Origin of the sequence: Acinetobacter sp. IK40, assembly GCF_035615075.1 — a bacterium.
GTDB lineage: Bacteria > Pseudomonadota > Gammaproteobacteria > Pseudomonadales > Moraxellaceae > Acinetobacter > Acinetobacter courvalinii.
This window is the reverse complement of the sequence record NZ_JANBOE010000002.1, coordinates 328,983-345,577: the sequence shown is the minus strand read 5'-3', so window position 1 is coordinate 345,577 and position 16,595 is coordinate 328,983. Positions and strand designations below refer to the sequence as shown.

General features: G+C 40.3%; 15 protein-coding genes and 1 pseudogene. 5 read left to right on the top strand and 11 right to left on the bottom strand.

Annotated features, from left to right (window positions below; genetic code table 11):
- Complete coding sequence (aroC, locus tag MSG93_RS05650; protein WP_005230392.1) at positions 1-1,092, top strand: chorismate synthase; 1,092 nt, start codon at positions 1-3, stop codon at positions 1,090-1,092.
- Between the two features lie 111 nt (positions 1,093-1,203).
- Here aroC and MSG93_RS05645 read toward each other — a convergent pair whose 3' ends face one another.
- On the bottom strand, positions 1,204-2,433 hold the full coding sequence (locus MSG93_RS05645; RefSeq protein WP_005230393.1) for a GGDEF domain-containing protein: 1,230 nt from the start codon (positions 2,431-2,433) through the stop codon (positions 1,204-1,206).
- Positions 2,434-2,730: 297 nt separating this feature from the next.
- Here MSG93_RS05645 and MSG93_RS05640 point away from each other — a divergent pair, with 297 nt between their 5' ends.
- Positions 2,731-3,477, top strand: coding sequence for a TenA family transcriptional regulator (locus MSG93_RS05640; protein WP_005285764.1), 747 nt, complete (start codon positions 2,731-2,733; stop codon positions 3,475-3,477).
- 105 nt (positions 3,478-3,582) lie between these two features.
- Here MSG93_RS05640 and MSG93_RS05635 read toward each other — a convergent pair whose 3' ends face one another.
- The 3 genes from MSG93_RS05635 to MSG93_RS05625 all read right to left on the bottom strand — a co-directional run bounded on the left by MSG93_RS05635 (position 3,583) and on the right by MSG93_RS05625 (position 6,923).
- Positions 3,583-5,811 carry a phosphocholine-specific phospholipase C gene (locus MSG93_RS05635; protein WP_324620904.1) on the bottom strand — a complete coding sequence of 743 codons (2,229 nt, stop codon included), beginning with the start codon at positions 5,809-5,811 and terminating at the stop codon, positions 3,583-3,585.
- Between the two features lie 26 nt (positions 5,812-5,837).
- Positions 5,838-5,972, bottom strand: a complete 135-nt coding sequence (locus MSG93_RS05630; RefSeq protein WP_265102652.1) for a hypothetical protein — start codon at positions 5,970-5,972, stop codon at positions 5,838-5,840.
- A gap of 252 nt (positions 5,973-6,224) precedes the next feature.
- A complete protein-coding gene (locus MSG93_RS05625; protein ID WP_324620902.1) occupies positions 6,225-6,923 on the bottom strand; it encodes an NAD(P)H-dependent oxidoreductase in 699 nt (232 codons plus the stop codon).
- Between the two features lie 128 nt (positions 6,924-7,051).
- Between MSG93_RS05625 and MSG93_RS05620 the strand changes: the two genes are divergently transcribed.
- Positions 7,052-8,077, top strand: coding sequence for a helix-turn-helix domain-containing protein (locus MSG93_RS05620; RefSeq protein ID WP_324620900.1), 1,026 nt, complete (start codon positions 7,052-7,054; stop codon positions 8,075-8,077).
- Between the two features lie 3 nt (positions 8,078-8,080).
- Here the strand turns inward: MSG93_RS05620 and MSG93_RS05615 are convergent, their stop codons facing one another.
- The 7 genes from MSG93_RS05615 to MSG93_RS05585 all read right to left on the bottom strand — a co-directional run bounded on the left by MSG93_RS05615 (position 8,081) and on the right by MSG93_RS05585 (position 14,478).
- Complete coding sequence (locus MSG93_RS05615) at positions 8,081-9,025, bottom strand: phosphatidate cytidylyltransferase (RefSeq protein WP_324620899.1); 945 nt, start codon at positions 9,023-9,025, stop codon at positions 8,081-8,083.
- A complete protein-coding gene (locus MSG93_RS05610; protein WP_032872528.1) occupies positions 9,022-9,672 on the bottom strand; it encodes a lysophospholipid acyltransferase family protein in 651 nt (216 codons plus the stop codon). The genes MSG93_RS05615 and MSG93_RS05610 overlap by 4 nt, the downstream gene beginning before the upstream one ends.
- Before the next feature lie 7 nt (positions 9,673-9,679).
- Complete coding sequence (locus MSG93_RS05605; protein ID WP_199972849.1) at positions 9,680-10,102, bottom strand: hypothetical protein; 423 nt, start codon at positions 10,100-10,102, stop codon at positions 9,680-9,682.
- Complete coding sequence (locus MSG93_RS05600; protein WP_324620898.1) at positions 10,099-11,469, bottom strand: phosphatase PAP2/dual specificity phosphatase family protein; 1,371 nt, start codon at positions 11,467-11,469, stop codon at positions 10,099-10,101. The genes MSG93_RS05605 and MSG93_RS05600 overlap by 4 nt, the downstream gene beginning before the upstream one ends.
- Before the next feature lie 12 nt (positions 11,470-11,481).
- On the bottom strand, positions 11,482-13,230 hold the full coding sequence (locus tag MSG93_RS05595) for a bifunctional alpha/beta hydrolase/class I SAM-dependent methyltransferase (RefSeq protein WP_324620897.1): 1,749 nt from the start codon (positions 13,228-13,230) through the stop codon (positions 11,482-11,484).
- A gap of 10 nt (positions 13,231-13,240) precedes the next feature.
- The gene (locus MSG93_RS05590; protein WP_324621027.1) at positions 13,241-13,876 is read right to left on the bottom strand and encodes a CDP-alcohol phosphatidyltransferase family protein; all 636 of its coding nucleotides are present in this window, start codon (positions 13,874-13,876) and stop codon (positions 13,241-13,243) included.
- Between the two features lie 365 nt (positions 13,877-14,241).
- Entirely contained in the window at positions 14,242-14,478 is a 237-nt protein-coding gene (locus tag MSG93_RS05585; protein WP_004653462.1) for a VF530 family DNA-binding protein, read from the bottom strand.
- A gap of 772 nt (positions 14,479-15,250) precedes the next feature.
- On the opposite strand from MSG93_RS05585, the gene MSG93_RS05580 reads away from it, so the two are divergent.
- Both MSG93_RS05580 and MSG93_RS05575 read left to right on the top strand, forming a co-directional pair.
- Positions 15,251-15,793: a hypothetical protein gene (locus tag MSG93_RS05580; protein WP_032872539.1), complete on the top strand. Its 543-nt coding sequence runs from the start codon at positions 15,251-15,253 to the stop codon at positions 15,791-15,793.
- A gap of 76 nt (positions 15,794-15,869) precedes the next feature.
- Positions 15,870-16,538 (top strand): annotated as a pseudogene (locus MSG93_RS05575) (HEPN domain-containing protein).
- Positions 16,539-16,595: the final 57 nt, after the last annotated feature.

Here is a 16,595-nt window from a genome sequence, read left to right as displayed (position 1 = left end):
ATGGCAGGGAATAGTATTGGGCAACTGTTTCGAGTAACAACCTGTGGTGAGTCACATGGTGTTGGCTTGATGGCAATTGTCGATGGGGTGCCACCTGGTCTTGAGCTTTGTGAAGCCGATCTGCAAAAAGATCTTGATCGCCGTAAACCGGGAACGTCAAAGTTTGCGACGCAACGAAAAGAACCGGATCAGGTTGAGATTATCTCGGGTGTGTTTGAAGGTAAAACCACAGGTACATCGATCGGTTTGTTGATCCGGAACACCGATCAGAAATCCAAAGACTACGGCAATATTGCCCAAACATTCCGTCCGGGCCATGCGGACTATACCTATACGCAAAAATACGGCTTCCGTGATTATCGTGGCGGTGGTCGTTCAAGTGCGCGTGAAACTGCCATGCGTGTTGCTGCGGGTGCGATTGCCAAAAAATATCTTGCTGAAAAGTTTGGTATTGATATTCGTGGACATGTCACACAAATTGGTAATGAAGTTGCAGAAAAACTGGATTGGGCGGAAGTTCCGAATAATCCGTTCTTCTGTGGTGATGTAGATGCCGTTCCGCGTTTTGAACAGCTGGTCACTGCTTTACGTGAGCAAGGCACCAGTTGTGGTGCCAAACTTGAAATCGTGGCTGAAAAAGTACCTGTGGGTTGGGGCGAACCTGTATTTGATCGTTTAGATGCAGATATTGCTCATGCCATGATGAGTATCAATGCGGTTAAAGGTGTTGAGATTGGTGACGGCTTTGCAGTTGCCGGGCAGTTTGGTCATGAAACCCGTGATGAGCTGACCACAGACGGTTTCCTTGCCAATCATGCTGGCGGTATCTTGGGGGGAATTTCCAGTGGGCAGACCATCCGTGTTGCGATTGCTTTAAAGCCGACTGCAAGTATTACTACGCCAGGTAAAACCATTACCATTGATCGTGAAAATACCGATGTATTGACCAAAGGTCGTCATGATCCATGTGTGGGTGTACGTGCAACGCCGATTGCTGAAGCGATGCTGGCGATTGTATTAATGGATCACTTTTTAAGACATCGTGCTCAAAATGCCGATGTGGTTGCTCCATTTAAACCCATCGAACCTTAATATAAAAAAGATTAAGCCACACAAATAATTTATTATATGTGTGGCTTACGTCTCATTATCATTCAGTTTAAAATTAAAGTAATTTAACCTGTATTTAATAATATACATCCATTATAAAGTTTCGGAAATTATATTATTAGTTGACGCAATATGATATTGATTGCGACCATTACTTTTCGCGATATATAACGCATGATCCGCTTGAGCAATAAACTCTGACAGGCTATCTCCAATTTTCGGCATCATGGTAGCAACCCCCACACTGATGGTCACATATTTGGAAACCTGACTTTTGGGATGGGCAATCCCGATATTATTAATAATTTCCATCAATCGCTTAACCTGTACCAGTGCCTGCTCACGATCCGTCATGGCAAACAGTAGCAAGAACTCTTCTCCACCATAACGCGCTGCAAGATCACCACTACGTGAGGCGATAGAGCCGAGCATGATCGCAATGCGCCGTAAACATTGATCACCCTGGATATGCCCCAGCGTATCGTTATAGAGCTTAAAGAAATCGATATCGATCATCATGATGGTGATTGGTAATCCATGGCGCGTGGCGCGTTTCCATTCATTCTCCAGCACCTCATCCAGATAGCGGCGATTGGCTAGACCGGTTAAGGCATCCTGTTGAGATAGAATCGAAAGCTGCTGCGCCTGTCGCATCAGTTCTAAACGGTTGAGTTCAATCATGCAGTTTTGCAGATAGTTTTCACGGTGTTGCCGATCGGTGGCGTAGGCGAGAGCCATGCCCAGAAAACTGCTGAAGGTATAGGTGCGGTTCAGGAAGGTCCAGTCGATGGCACCACTGAGCCAGGTACTGGCAATAATCCCGATCAAACCGCCGACCCAGCCGGCAATGATCGCCGTATAGAAGCGCATACCGACGAAACCATAGATGATCACCACGGCATACATCATGGCGGCATGGAACAGAACGTTGTTTTGTCCTTGCTCGAGTACGTTAATGATCGTAAACGAAATGGCCACGGCGCCCATGGAACCAATACAGACATAGTGATCAAACCATTTATTCATCATGGGCAGGAAAGACAGCATCCATGCCAAAGTAATAATGATTCCAACCCAGCCATAGGTTGCCATCCAGGTGATCCGCAGGTCTGTCGGTAGTACCTGATAGATACCGAAGCTTAGAAATAGATATAAACCTAAAATAATAGGGGCACGATAACGGAACTCATGTGCAGCCTCATTTCTGTACTGATCACGATAGATCACTTCTAATTCTTTAGGAAACCAAACTAAATTTAGCCCGCGAGAAATTAACAAGTCGATTTGTTCTTGTCCCAATATATTGGAAGCTTTCAACTTCATCTTATCTCTCACCACTCCCAAAAATGTTCTTATAAATGTCAAAATAGGGATTATTTTTTTACTACGTTACACTGATTTAAAAGGAATGTGTATTAGATTATAAAAAAATATTAATTTTTAAATAATAAGCATTGCCTAAAATAATGATTCAAGCTTAAATTAGATTCAAGAAATAAAAAGCTGTTACAAATTAAACGGCAATCGATTGTATCTTGCGAGTATTGAGCTACAATTTATAAAAAAGCATCGATCATGGTCAATGATTGAATTAAGTCATACGAAATAGGATGCATCGCAATGACTGCTATGAATCAATATGGAACTAAACTGGAAATCACACCTCACTCCGAATGGGCGCAACAGTTCTGGGATGACCTGTTACCTGCGAAAGAGCGAGTAAGCAAACACCCACTATTCACGGATATGGCCAATGGCTCATTAAGTCTGGAATGTTTTCGTTCGGCCTTATTGAATTTCTATCCTTTGGTGGCCCATTTTCCGTCCTATATGGCCGGATCATTGGCGAAGGCCACCTCATTTGAACTGGATGGGGTAACTGAAACCCGAGACTGGCTGATCCAGAATATCAAGGTGGAAGAACGGCATTTAAACTGGTATCAGGACTGGGCGGGGGGCTTTGGTCTGACAGTTGAAATGTTGAATCAAGTAAAGCCACCTGTGGCCATGAACGCAGTCAATCACTTTTTGTGGGATGTTAACTTCCGGGGCACACTGGCCGAAAGTATTGCAGCAACCAATCTTGCGATTGAATGGGCAACAGGCGACTGGACCATTCAGGTCTATAAAGGGATTCAGGTATACACTCAACATCCGGAAGTCAATATCAACAAGCGCTCTTTGGCGTGGTTAAGAGCACATGCGCATTATGATGATTTGCATCCCTATGAAGCGATGGAGCTGATTAAACGGCTATGCGATAAAGACCCCGTACTGCAGCAAAAGGCTTTTCTGGCTGCTCAGGAAGGTCTGGCCTATTATGAGTTGGCTTTGGATGAGTGCTATAAGTTACAGCATAAGAATTAAAGACTGTTGAGTATTCAGTTTTATAAATAATGGATATCCAGAAGTGAAACCTCCTCGGTTTTGCCTAAAACCGAGGAGGTAACAGTCATTCTTCGAGGAAAAGTCTTAAACCATCGCAGGGTCACTGACCGAATCTTCACCTGTTTCGACTCGACCTGCAAAGCGACGATAAAACTTGGCTTCCTGTGTGCAGGTTACTGCGAAGTCGTACCAGTGTCCGGTATCAGCCAAGTCCCAATGTTGAGTAGAGCTCTGTCCTGCTTTTACGGCGATTTTGAGGGCAGGGTCAGTGCGATATGCCACAGGGCTAATCACCAGTTCAATATCCTGCGTTCCTGAATTATTCAGGTCGACATAAACATTGCCATTGGCAATATCATAGCAAACCCGAATCTCGGGATTGATGCGTAAACCCTGATTACGATTCAAGTCACCTTTGAAATGTCGATGAAAGCCATTGGGTCCCAGCACCCACAGATCATATCGCCCTTGATTGTCTTTTTGCACATTCCAAACATCATCCAGACTTTTACCTGCTTCTACAATGTAGCGGCGCGGAACCCGATTTAAATTTAATGTGTCGTAGACATGAAAGACCGCACCTTGGCTGCCTGTATTTGAAAATAGCAGCTTGACCGTTCCATCGTTCAGGCAACGTGCACTGGTATGTAGTTCATAAGGCAGTGCTTTAGAACGACGAATACCGCTGGCCTGAATCGGCAGTTGTAAATTGCTCGGAATAGGTACATTAGGTAGTTTTTGTTGTGCATCACGGAGTTGATCGGCTTGCTCTCTGCTTTGCTTGCCGTTGAGTTGCGGTAACACATCTTCATTCGGCGTTTTAAAGTTAAAGGCGGAGCTGAGATCACCACAGATGGCCCGGCGATACGGGCTGATATTGGTTTCTTTAACACCAAAACGTTTTTCCAGAAACATCAATACCGAGGTATGGTCAAATACTTGAGAGTTCACAATTCCCCCACGACTCCAGGGTGAAATCACAAACAGGGGAACACGAGGACCCGGCCCATACACCCCCTTGTCTTTTTCAGGCTGGCTAGTACTACCCAGTGGAGCATCATGCACATAGTATTCATGACGCATATCGGTTTGGCTTAGCGTTGATTTACCTGCATACGTGTTATCCGCTTGCAATGTCGGTGCGGATGGAGATGGAACGTGGTCAAAATAACCATCATTTTCATCAAAATTGATCAGGAATACGGTTTTGCTCCACACTTCAGGCACGGCGGTTAATGCATCTAAGATTTCCTGAATAAACCACGAGCCTTGTACTGGGCTCGACGGTCCTGGATGTTCACAATAAATGGACGGGGCATTGATCCAAGACACCTGCGGCAATCTGCCAGTTTTGATGTCATTTTTAAAGGCATTTAAGAATTCTTCTGGGGAGTTACCCGGCAAGGTATTGGCAATGCCTTTATACAGTGGATTCTTGGCATTATCGGTTGTTGCATCATAGGCTTTGTACGGCAGTTTTTGTGCAGCCTTGTTATAAGGACGATTGGGTGCGCCACCACTGGAAACCGGATAGCCCGACTCGATATTGGCTTTTCTAAAGGTGCGGAATGCACCTAACATGTTATCGCCCCATTCATCAGGCATATTTTGATAACAAATCCAGTTGATTCCAGCTTCTTCTAAACGTTCCGCATAGGTTTTCCATGTATAACCGACATCAACCGTTTTGGGATCACCATCAATCCAGTCCCATTCATTATTCACAAATGCAGTACTGGTTGGGACTGCACCATTGGTTCCGGTCAAATGGAACGAACGATTGGCATCTGTACCTGTATGCATGGAACAATGATAAGTATCACAAATCGTAAACGCATTGGCCAAGGCAAATTGGTAAGGAATTTCCTGTTCCTTAAAATAACCCATGGCATAGTCCGTTTTATAGCTTGGCCAGTTGGACATGCGGCCATTGTCCCATGCTTTCTGGCTATCTACCCAAGTATGGTGGGTGCCGGGTGCACGTTGGGCATTATTGCTGGATCCATCTAAATGGAATGGAGTTAACAGGGCACCATTACTACGTTGTTGCTGCCAAACTGTACGACCATTCGGCAAAGGAATGGTGAGGCGATCAGCAAAGCCCCGAACCCCTTTCAGGGTGCCAAAATAATGGTCGAATGAGCGATTTTCCTGCATCAGGATCACTACATGCTCAACGTCCTGAATCGTTCCGGTTTTATTGTTGGCTGGAATCGCTAGCGCTTTTTGAATACTTGCTGGAAAAGTGGTTAAAGCGGCAGCACCAAAACCTGTTTTAAGTGTGTTTGCTAAAAATTGACGGCGGTTAATCACGCGTTTTCCTCTCATTGTTTTTATGGTTATGGTGCACAGCGCATCACAGGTTTTTTTGCATCATCAGGTGTCGCTGCGACTTGATCGTCATTTGAATCATTACAGGCGGTGAGTGCCAATAGCATGGGAACTATAGCGAGGCAGGAGAGCCATCGTTTCATTTTTTGTAACATCTGCTTTATCCAGAATAAAGATGTCAACACTCTAGGCAGTGCTGATGACAGCATGGTGTCATCCAGATGAAGATTCCTTGACGTTTCATCGCTATATGAATGAGGAAAAGAAGATGGAGCATGTGAATTTAGATGCGGGAAAATACCCACCCATCTAAAGCGATAGGGATTTGATCAATGCTAGCCATATTGATGGACAGTCAACTACTTTGACTGTCCATGGAGAGCTGAATTTTTGAATTAAAGCGGATGCATCTTGTCATCAAAATTTTCGAGTATTGGAAACTCAAGCGGCTGTAGCGCATTGAGTTGAGACAAATAGCACTCAAAATCAATTAACAGCTTTTGTCGGGCTTCGTTGCTGATATAGGGTACGTGATAAGCGATAAAGGGAGGTAACACCTCAAACCCGGCATAAGCTAAAGTCCCTCGCTGGATCGGTGCAAGATAATGTTCAATCGGCCCGTGAATGGCATTTTCACCAAACATATGCTCACGCCCCCCCAGCGTTAAACACAGCATGGCTTTTTTCCCACGCATGCCGCCATGGTTGTAAAAGCGTTTTCCCCCATAAAATAGTCCTGATACAAATACACGGTCAATCCAGCCCTTTAAGATGGCGGGAACGGAAGTCCAGTACAAAGGAAAGCTCAATATCAGTAGGTCCGCACGTTGTACTTTTTCAAGTTCAGTCTGGATATCCGGTGAAAACTGCTGATGCTTGAAGGCATGACGCTGTTCCAAAGCATAATTTAGGTAATCAGGCTGGTTTAAGCTTTCAAAATCATCTTGAGAAGCCACAGGGTTAAAATTCATGGCATACAGGTCAGAAAGTTCAACGCGATGGCCGAGTTTTTCAAATGTTTCCTGTGCTTTATTCTTTAACGCTGCGGTAAACGATAAGTTTTCTGGATGGGCATGAACAATCAGTATATTCATTGGTAAGTCACATTCATAAACACATTTTAGATAAATCAACTATGCCGAAAAGCTTAAAACTGGCATAGTTCATAAGCTGCCAATATTTACCATTTCACGCCAATTTATCCTTAAGTCACGGAACAAGAATGAATCCAGAATTACCCGGAAGCTACGTCAACTTATTGGTTGATGTCGTAGGAAAATGGAATGTTTCACCTCAGCAAATGCTGGCGGGTACAGGCATTCAGGTCCAAAAACTGGATGCACCATTTTGGTATGTTGATCTTAATATCTTTAATTACTTACTAGAGAAAGCAGCTATATTAACTAGGGAACCTGCAATCAGTTTATACCTTGCCCGAGACATGCGGGTATCTTGCTATGGCAATGTAGGAATAGCGGCGAGCACCGCACCTACCTTAGGGGATGCGATCGAGATTTTAGAGCAATTTATTGGTTTACATTGCGCCGTTTTTAAACCTCGGCTTAGGATTGACGGGGAGAGGGTGCATTTATATTTTGCTCAGCCTTTATCTCAGGAGCGATTAAATCAACATGCCACTTGTTTTCTGATATTTGGATTTGGACAAATTCTGCAAAATCTGGCTCAAGTTAATCTGGAAATTGATTATAAATTTCAGCAAGACCAGCCTGATTTTTATAAAAGAATCCATCCGGACAAGAACTTAAACGTAGCGTTCTCTGCTGAAGCGGATTGCCTGACTTTTAAGCAAGAATACTTACATTTACCCCTCAAAACTGCAGATGCCATGCTTGCACGTTTAAGCAGACAACAGTGCCTGCAGGATGCACAGAAACTGGCACAAAAAAGGATGGATAAGGATCGTCTGGATGCTGTCATTAAAGCCATGATTTATGATGAACATGAGGGCTTTTTATCGATCAAACAAGTTGCAGGGAAACTGCATATTTCAGAAAGATCATTACAACGGCAATTGGGACAGCAGCAAACAACGTTTCAAATGTTATTGGCTGAAGTGCGTAGACAGCATGCCGAGTATTTACTAAAACAGTCAAAGCTTTCTATTCAAGAGGTGGCAGATCGTTTGGGCTATGCGGATATTTCTCATTTTTCACGTGCATTTAAACGCTGGACCAATGTGACGCCTAGGTTCTATCGGGAAGTAAGCATTGGTCATTCTTCGTATTAAGAGTTAGCTCCACCAATAGCGTAGAATATGGAAAAAGATTGGTGCAGAGAAACAAATTGAATCGATACGATCTAACATGCCGCCATGACCTTGAATCAATTGTCCCCAATCTTTTACACCCCGGTCACGTTTGATGGCTGACATTACCAGCCCTCCAAAGAATCCAAAAATACATATAATCAAGCCGATCAAAGCTGCTTGCCAGTAATTAAATGGGGTGAGTGATGACATCAATACACCTAGACCCGTTGCCAGAATGATACCGCCAATCAGGCCTTCTACAGTTTTTGATGGAGAAAGTGTCGGGGCTACTTTATGTTTTCCAAAAAGTTTGCCACAAATATATTGCAATACATCAGAAGCTTGAACCACCATAATCAACCAAATCGCCAACCAAATTTTTTCACCTTTAAATTCGGGTAAATCGAGGTTTAACAGGGCAGGGACATGGGAAATACAGAATACGCTTACCATTAAACCCCACTGAATCTTGGCGCTCCTTTCCAAAAAGTGTGTAGTATCTTCGAGCTTTAGACTGGCGATGGGAATAAGTAAAAAGACATAAAGCGGAATGAAAATCGAAAATAGTCCGTACCAGTTGGTATAGACCAGATAGTATTGATAAGGAATGACAAAGTAGAACGCGATCAGCAAAGGCAGATAGTCGCCACGCCGTGTTGGTAATAAGCTAATAAATTCGCGTAGCGCAAAAAATGAAATGACACCAAACAAGATAATAAAAGCGGTTTTACCCAATAGAATGGCTACCGCCAAGACAATCAGCATGATCCACCAGGCATTGATACGGGCATTCAAGTTATCAATCACTGGGGATGGATTTGTTCCAGCTTTTTGTTTGAGAATAAAGCCAATACTTGAGGCAACGATTAAAATCACGGCAAAGATTGCAAACAGTAAATAGGTTTGTTGTAGGTTGTCCAGACTCATTGATTCTCTGCCTCTTTTAATTTTAATAATTGCTGCTGAGCATGTTTTAAAAACTGCTCTTTATCTGAGAATTGATTGAGCACTAAAGGTTTGCCGAAGATAACCGTAGAAAGTAGGGGTAAAGGAATAAATGCACCTTTGGGCATCACCCGTTTTAGATTGGAAATCCAGACAGGTACGACTTCAACATCGGGGAACTGTTGGCTGAGATGATATAGACCACTTTTAAATTCAAGTAGTTCGATATCATCATTTAAGTTCCGAGTTCCTTCTGGAAAGAAAATAATGGAATAGCCTTCCGTCAAGACATCTTTCACCGGCTGTAACGGATCTTGCTGATCACTACGATTACGTTGGATGGTCACACCGGAAAATGTATCTTGGATTAAAAAACGTCTAAATCCATCTTTTAGCCAATAATCAGACGCTGCAATTGGACGAGTTTGTCGACGAATGTGAATTGGCAAGGAAGACCATAATAAAATGAAGTCAATATGACTATTATGGTTAGCATAGTAGATACGTTGTTTAAGTTCAGGCTCACAACCTACCCACAAGCTGCGTGCACCTGTCAGTAAGCGAGCACCGCGACGGGTAAGAAATGCGATAAAACGAGCAACGGTTTGGGTGATTATATTTTTTTTCATTCAAGCTTCATCTATGCGCTAATTTATAAAAAAGGATAATAAATATAGAATATTGTATTAAGACAATAGCAACCTGTATTTTCAAGAGTCTTAAGCAACCTTTGAAGCGCTTAGACCAATCACGACCTGTTTTACTGGAGGGAACCAATTTCAAATTTAACAGCGATTGATCCAGCTGCTGAGTAAGACTTTCTATCTCCTCAGACCGGTCAACCATATGCTGTACCAGACCGCGATCAAACTCAATCCGAATAAATAGATAATGGTGAAGCGCCAATAAAGCACTAACAAGTAAAAGAGGAATTACGATCTGCATTTTCGAAAATAAAGATAATGCGATGATGGATAAAATAAAAGCTAAATATCCTGATTTTAAGAGACTTTGACTTTGCTTGAGCAATTGGTTAACTACAACAAAATTCATTTTCATTGCAGTCTCTCCTGAGCGAGCAGATCTTGGAAACGTTTAATTTCAGTAATATGTGTCTCACTCAAAACAATCCAGGGACGCGATCGTTGAATTAGAGTAATGGCTTCATCAACTCCAGAGACATAGTTTTGCTGTAATAACCATGCGATCAATACACTACAACTACGTGAATAGCCAAGCGCACAAAAGATCAGAACTTTATGTGTTCGATTGGTTTGTATCAAAGGTTGCACAAAACGGTCAAATGCTTCTGCGGCTAATAGCAATTGCGTGCTCTGCATAGGGATTAAATCTAAGCTATTCAATTTTTCATAGGGTTGTACATGCTGATTTACCGCCAATTCAGCACAGCAGTCAAATAAAGCATCGTATTCTCTGGTATGTTTCGCAGATGGGATACGACCAAGATAAACCTCTACGCCGTTGAGCTGCAGAACCAGAGAGTCTTGTGGGTGACGACGGGTCCATAATCGACTATTCAACCATGCAAATAGAAAATAGGGCGCCAATAACATCCATGAGGCAACTGTCATTTGACCGTTTCGTTGTTTTTGAAAAATATGAGGCCGAACTGTGAAATAGGCCAGGGCTACCAAGAACAGGGAAATGGCTGGATATAACATCCATAACCAAATACCTTTAAATAAAAATGCAGGTATAATACACAGCAAGGCACCGATTAGATAAAAAGTACCTAATTTTAAGTGTTTCGGTGTAAATTGCTGTACAGGATCTTTCTCATAAGGTGCTTTCACTGAGAGTGGAAATAGCCATAAACATAGCGAACCAGCCAATAAACCCAAAGGTATATCAATAAAATGATGCTGCCATGTGGTTAAGACAGATAGTCCGATCAACAACGACCAAATATGAACTAACCAACGATATTTCGGATTGATATGACGACGATAAAAATCCCACAGAATAACCAGTAAGACGATATGCAATGACGGCGCTTGGTTAAAGGGTTTATCAAAACCCATCAGCACCTCGAACCACAATCCAAAAAAACCCTGTAACTCTGCACGATCAAAACTGAATTTTAAGGGGTAAATTAAAAAGCAGCTGATAGAAATAACCTGAGCTGTAAATAGCCTAAGCACATGTTGTCTTAATTCGAACTTATTCCAGCACAATAGCAAAGATAAGCCATAAAAAAGGTCAATCGACCAATAAGGCACAATCGTCCAAGCCCAAAGAGGAATATGATGCTCCCATGAAAAAACAATACTTGGAACATCGTTTAGGCTGGATGCATATTGATTTGCAAAACCATAGGTTAAAAAGAAAAATGGAGCTAAAAAGACTAAGCAGAGTAGTCCCCATTTCCATGTACCTGATTGGCGGTCTAAAATATTATTTTGCATAAAAGTCTTTGTTTAAATTTTTTGAGCAACCGAAACTGTAAAAATTCCAAATTCATCAATACATTGATCAACTTTTTTAAAGCCCGCCTGTTCAACCAGTGCATCCATTTCAGCTTGTGAGCGTAAACGCATGACCCAGGCATCACCTTGACGATGCGAGGTGAGAGCACGTGCAATAAACTCTTGTTGTGGGTGCCAGATTTGCCCCGTGTAAATCAGGAAACCACCTTGTAACATGGCCTGATGAATACCTGAGAGTGATTGTCTTAATAAGTCATTATCACTAAACAGCTCATAAAGCCCAGATACAATGACTAAATTTGGCTTGGGCTTAACTTTGGCCAATGATGCAGTATCAAACGCATCGCCTAATTCAAATTGAGCAATATTGTCCAGTTTCCGTTCTTGAATCAATGCTGTGCCTGATTCGACATTTAACTCACTATAATCTCGCAATAATACCGATTTAGGTGGCGTTGCGAGCTCACTGACTGCATCTAAAATATATCGGCCATGACCAGCAGCAATATCCAGAATTCGCACATCCTTACGTTGTTTAGTCAAAATTTTTGCATATTTTGCCAATAACTGCTCAATATGCTGTTTACGCACGCGGATACCACGCCAACCAATTGCATTCAAATACTGCTGGTCAATGATATTGCCCAGAATATTCTTGCTTTCACCCTGATTTCGATAGACAAAATCTAAAGTGCTGCCGGAGTCATAACCCGTATCTTCGCCAATTTTCAGTCCATGTGAGAATTTACTGCCGAGTTTTAAATTACGTTTGGTTAGGTTCCAGAACAAATTCTTGATTGAAGAAGCGGGAAGTGGACTACTGAGTTGCTCGGCAGTTGCACAGCTTGAACCGATTTTATCGGCATTGAGTACATCTGGTGCTTGATAATCTTCAGCAAAACTTTGCAAGATAAAACGACGAATTTTTTCGATTGCAATATGTCGATCTTTTTCACCTAAGGTATCGTGATAAAAACCATCTAGTACATGGAACTCTTTTCGTGGATGAGGAAGCTTTTCATAAAATTGTTGTTGTGGTTTACGGAATACCACAAAGTCTGATCCGGAACATAAAACTTGAGTGGGAACAAAGATATTTTGTGCGTCATTTACGATACGTTCCGATGCTGCATATAAGCCTAAAAGCATTCTTACAGAAATGGCTTTGGCGATCTGCGGATCTGTATCGTAGGTTTTTGCACGCTCAATATCATGCGTTAACATGTTCGCTTTTACATAACTGGTAATAAAGAAATTACCTTTAAGTTTGCTTAAGACTGATAAACCTGTTTTTGCAAATGGTACATAGAGTTTAATGTCAAATGCAGGTGAAGCGAGACATAAAGCTCTGATTTTTGGCGCATAATCATGCACCCATGTTGCGGCCAAAACAGCCCCAACGCTTTGACCAATAACAGCAATATTGGTGGATTTAATTTTATAAGTAGCTTCAATGTGTTGTACAAAATATTGAATATCTTTCACACATGCAGAGAAACTCGGTGCATCACCACGTAAACCAGGTGAGTCTCCATGTCCGCGTGCATCCCATGCAAAGAAATCAAACTCTGGCAAATTAAGCTCTTTGACTAAATGTGCCATACGTCCCGAATGTTCATGGCCGCGATGGAATAAGATAATTGCTTTTTTAGTGTCATGTTCTATAGCAGCTGGCCAATATTGATAAGCTAATTGGTTATCATCATGAGTAGTAAATACATGTTTTTGTGAGACTTGCATCTGATTTTCCTTAGATTTTAATACTATTTTTAATCCGGTTATAAATTGTCAAAATCAACAGTACTGCAATAAAAAGAAGTATTCCATTGCAGAAATAAATTATTGAATTTAAATAGTTATTTTCTTTTAAATACGAACTGAAACTGACACATAGTGCAATTAAACTAAACCAAAATGCACGGTCACTTTTTCCCATAGGGCCATCATAACGGCGTTCCTGACCAATTAAAGGTGCCATAACACCCGCATATTCACTCAGAATCGCTAGAAATACAACCAGTCCCAATAGGAAGGTATTAATAAAGGCTAAGCCCAAAAAACATAGATAAAGTGCTGAATCAGAGATGACATCGCAGATTTCATTTAAATAAGCGCCAAGTTTTGTTTGTTGATTAAACTCACGTGCGAGCATGCCATCAATGGCATTAAATCCCATACGAAGGAGCATCCATACCGGAAATAACAAAAACAGGATTACAGGCTGGTGGTTGATAGACACATAGTATAGAGCTATTGCTAGCATTACAGAGATGAACATCGCTGAAAGGGTAATTTGATTGGCTGTAATTTTTTTTAAATAAAGCCATTTCACAAATGGACGAAGTAGGTTTTGAAATGCGGGTTTTAGTTGGTAAATTGAAGGCATTGTTATTGATTTAGACATATTTATATAATGAAAACATTGTGTTTAATATTTAAGTGTATGTCAACAAACATTGTAATCTAAGACCAAAAGGTAATTATAAAAGTGTTTAGATATCAGTTTGTTGAATTAATTCTACTGTATTTATATCCACCTGAAATCTAGTTCACAATTTAATTTATGTTTAATAAACAACAAATTTAATTACTTAGAGCATTAAAATTATAACTTATAAAATATTTGGTTCAGGAACCTAGCTATGAATACATATTTTCCTACTAAAAAGATCTTAAGAATAGACTAAATTTTTCTAGGAGAGTGGTGGCAGTCCACCACTCATTAAAATGCTAAAGTTAGGGTTTTGATAACTACGATTTCTGTTTGGCTTTTTGGCGTAAGACATACAAATATAAGCTTTCTACTTTTTCACGTGCCCATGGTGTGGTACGCAAGAATCGTAACGATGACTTAACACTTGGATCTATACAAAAACATCTAATTTCAATTTTACGACTTAAGCCTTCAAAGCCACCGTAATAATCCAATAACTCATCCAAAATATTAGCAAGTTTTTTGCCGTGTAGAGGGTCATTGGAGGCATTCATAATAGATCAACTATATTTGGGGAGATCATCATTATAACCTGAGCCAGTTGAAAAATGAGAGGGTTAGCATTTAAGCGTAATTAACATAGAAAATTACAGCTTATCTTCCTATTGATGTGGGCTGAAATAGTAGGAGACATTCATCTGGGCGATTCTAGTCAGCCGACTTGTAAAAATCTTCTGCCATTTGATTTGGTGTCTTAAAATCTAGACCTTTGTTTTTATGGAATGAAAACTCGAGCTCAGCAACGTGAATTATGATCGTAGAGATTCACGTTACTGAGCTGTAGCTACGAACAGGTTGTGTAGGCTTAATCAGTAGGCATAAGTGCATGTTGATCATGCACTTTTTTTTCGAGAAAAATATGCGCTATTTACGATCAATTGGCCCTTTGCGTCAACAAGATTATGAACATATGATTCAATTGTTAGAAAAACATCTTAACTATGTTCAGTCAGATCACAATGTCACAATGATCAAATCAACGATGTAAAATTGATGATTCAGAAGATCTAGCATCATCTAGCTGTACCGCCGAGAAGAGATTTTACTTTTTAAAGGTATTGGTAAGAATAAAAAACCTTTAGCATTGCTAAAGGTTTAGATACATAACGCCTAAGAGGGAAGGCTAATACCCGCGATCTCTCGAACTTACAACAGAATATTATCAAATTGATGAAGCTTTATTGTTGAAATTAAAAAAATTAATATTTATAAATATTTATTAAATATGATAAAAATAGATTTTTTAATCACTAGAAGATATGAACAATGATTGAAATTTTAACTTTGCTTGTTGCTTTATTGTCTTTAATAGTAACCTATATAGTTTATTATAATAATACAATTGGTGATGTCGTTGTTTATGCTCAGATTGATTTAGGTAGAAAATCTGTAATTAACCTCGTTATTCATAATATTGGTAAAGGAGTAGCAAAAAATATTACGTTCATTTGTCCAGATGGCGTTCCTTCACATGCATATGGTATAGCAGGTTTGACAGAACCTAAAAAAAATTATGAATCAGGTGCATTTGTTAATGGTTTACCAATTTTATTTCCCGATGAAAAATTAGTTTTCTCTTGGGGACAGTTTGGGGGGCTTAAAGAAGCATTAAATGGTAAGCCGCTTGAATTAACAGTCCTTTTTGAAAGTCGTACAGCCCTACAAGTTTTTAAACGAAAAATTAAAAACAAGCTGTCGATAGATCCTACAGCATTTGAAGGAGTAGATATTAGTACTCCGGTTTTTGAGAGTGAGGTTAAAAAATCGCTGAAAGAAATCTCTACTTCATTAAAAAAGATGGCATCATAAAATGTATTCATTTAGATTTTTTATTATAAAATGAATCATTTATTAAATTTCTGAAAGACTTAATATTCGAGAAAATATGAGCAAAAAAATTTTAGATCGCTTTGAGCAATTACTTATTGAGGCAGAAAGTATACTTAAAACAGGTTTCGTTGAGACCATGATAAGACTACCAAATTTTGAATCATTTGATTTAGAAAATCGCGCTAGATACTCTGAATGGATAATTAAGGCCCAGAATTTATTGAAGTTATCATGTGGTGATGATTCTGTACATTATCTAGCTTTTGTAGTTCAACTAAGATCTTCACCTGACAATGTAAAAAGGTTGAGAGAATTAATTCCAATATTTTCAGCTGCATACGATGATTTAAAAAATGGTTTTTTGATAACTTTCAAACAAATAGTCCAATAAGAAGTTTTTGATAGTGAACTTGAGCAAGCTAAATCGCTTTTAGATAGTGGATATAAGAATGCAACTGCTGTAATTGCTGGTACTGTTTTAGAGACAGCAATTAAAGAACTGTGTCTTAACAATGGCATTGCTTTAGATAGAAAGAAATTAACACATCTAAATGATGATCTAGCAAAGGCTAGTGTCTATAACAAACTTCAGCAAAAACAAATTACGGCTTTAGCGGATATAAGAAATAACGCAGCCCACGGAGACTATGATCAGTTCACGAGAGAAGACGTAGAACGAATGATTGATGATATAGAGAGGTTTTTACTGAATTATTCATCCTGAGTTCAACACACAGGGTTGGATCTCATTTAAACAAGCCACACAGACTTGCGTAAGATC

Coding starts and splice junctions, on each gene's coding strand:
- aroC (WP_005230392.1), top strand. CDS start 1: ATGGCAGGGAATAGTATTGGGCAACTGTTTCGAGTAACAACCTGTGGT.
- MSG93_RS05645 (WP_005230393.1), bottom strand. CDS start 2,433: ATGAAGTTGAAAGCTTCCAATATATTGGGACAAGAACAAATCGACTTG.
- MSG93_RS05640 (WP_005285764.1), top strand. CDS start 2,731: ATGACTGCTATGAATCAATATGGAACTAAACTGGAAATCACACCTCAC.
- MSG93_RS05630 (WP_265102652.1), bottom strand. CDS start 5,972: ATGAAACGATGGCTCTCCTGCCTCGCTATAGTTCCCATGCTATTGGCA.
- MSG93_RS05625 (WP_324620902.1), bottom strand. CDS start 6,923: ATGAATATACTGATTGTTCATGCCCATCCAGAAAACTTATCGTTTACC.
- MSG93_RS05620 (WP_324620900.1), top strand. CDS start 7,052: ATGAATCCAGAATTACCCGGAAGCTACGTCAACTTATTGGTTGATGTC.
- MSG93_RS05615 (WP_324620899.1), bottom strand. CDS start 9,025: ATGAGTCTGGACAACCTACAACAAACCTATTTACTGTTTGCAATCTTT.
- MSG93_RS05610 (WP_032872528.1), bottom strand. CDS start 9,672: ATGAAAAAAAATATAATCACCCAAACCGTTGCTCGTTTTATCGCATTT.
- MSG93_RS05605 (WP_199972849.1), bottom strand. CDS start 10,102: ATGAAAATGAATTTTGTTGTAGTTAACCAATTGCTCAAGCAAAGTCAA.
- MSG93_RS05600 (WP_324620898.1), bottom strand. CDS start 11,469: ATGCAAAATAATATTTTAGACCGCCAATCAGGTACATGGAAATGGGGA.
- MSG93_RS05595 (WP_324620897.1), bottom strand. CDS start 13,230: ATGCAAGTCTCACAAAAACATGTATTTACTACTCATGATGATAACCAA.
- MSG93_RS05590 (WP_324621027.1), bottom strand. CDS start 13,876: ATGCCTTCAATTTACCAACTAAAACCCGCATTTCAAAACCTACTTCGT.
- MSG93_RS05585 (WP_004653462.1), bottom strand. CDS start 14,478: ATGAATGCCTCCAATGACCCTCTACACGGCAAAAAACTTGCTAATATT.
- MSG93_RS05580 (WP_032872539.1), top strand. CDS start 15,251: ATGATTGAAATTTTAACTTTGCTTGTTGCTTTATTGTCTTTAATAGTA.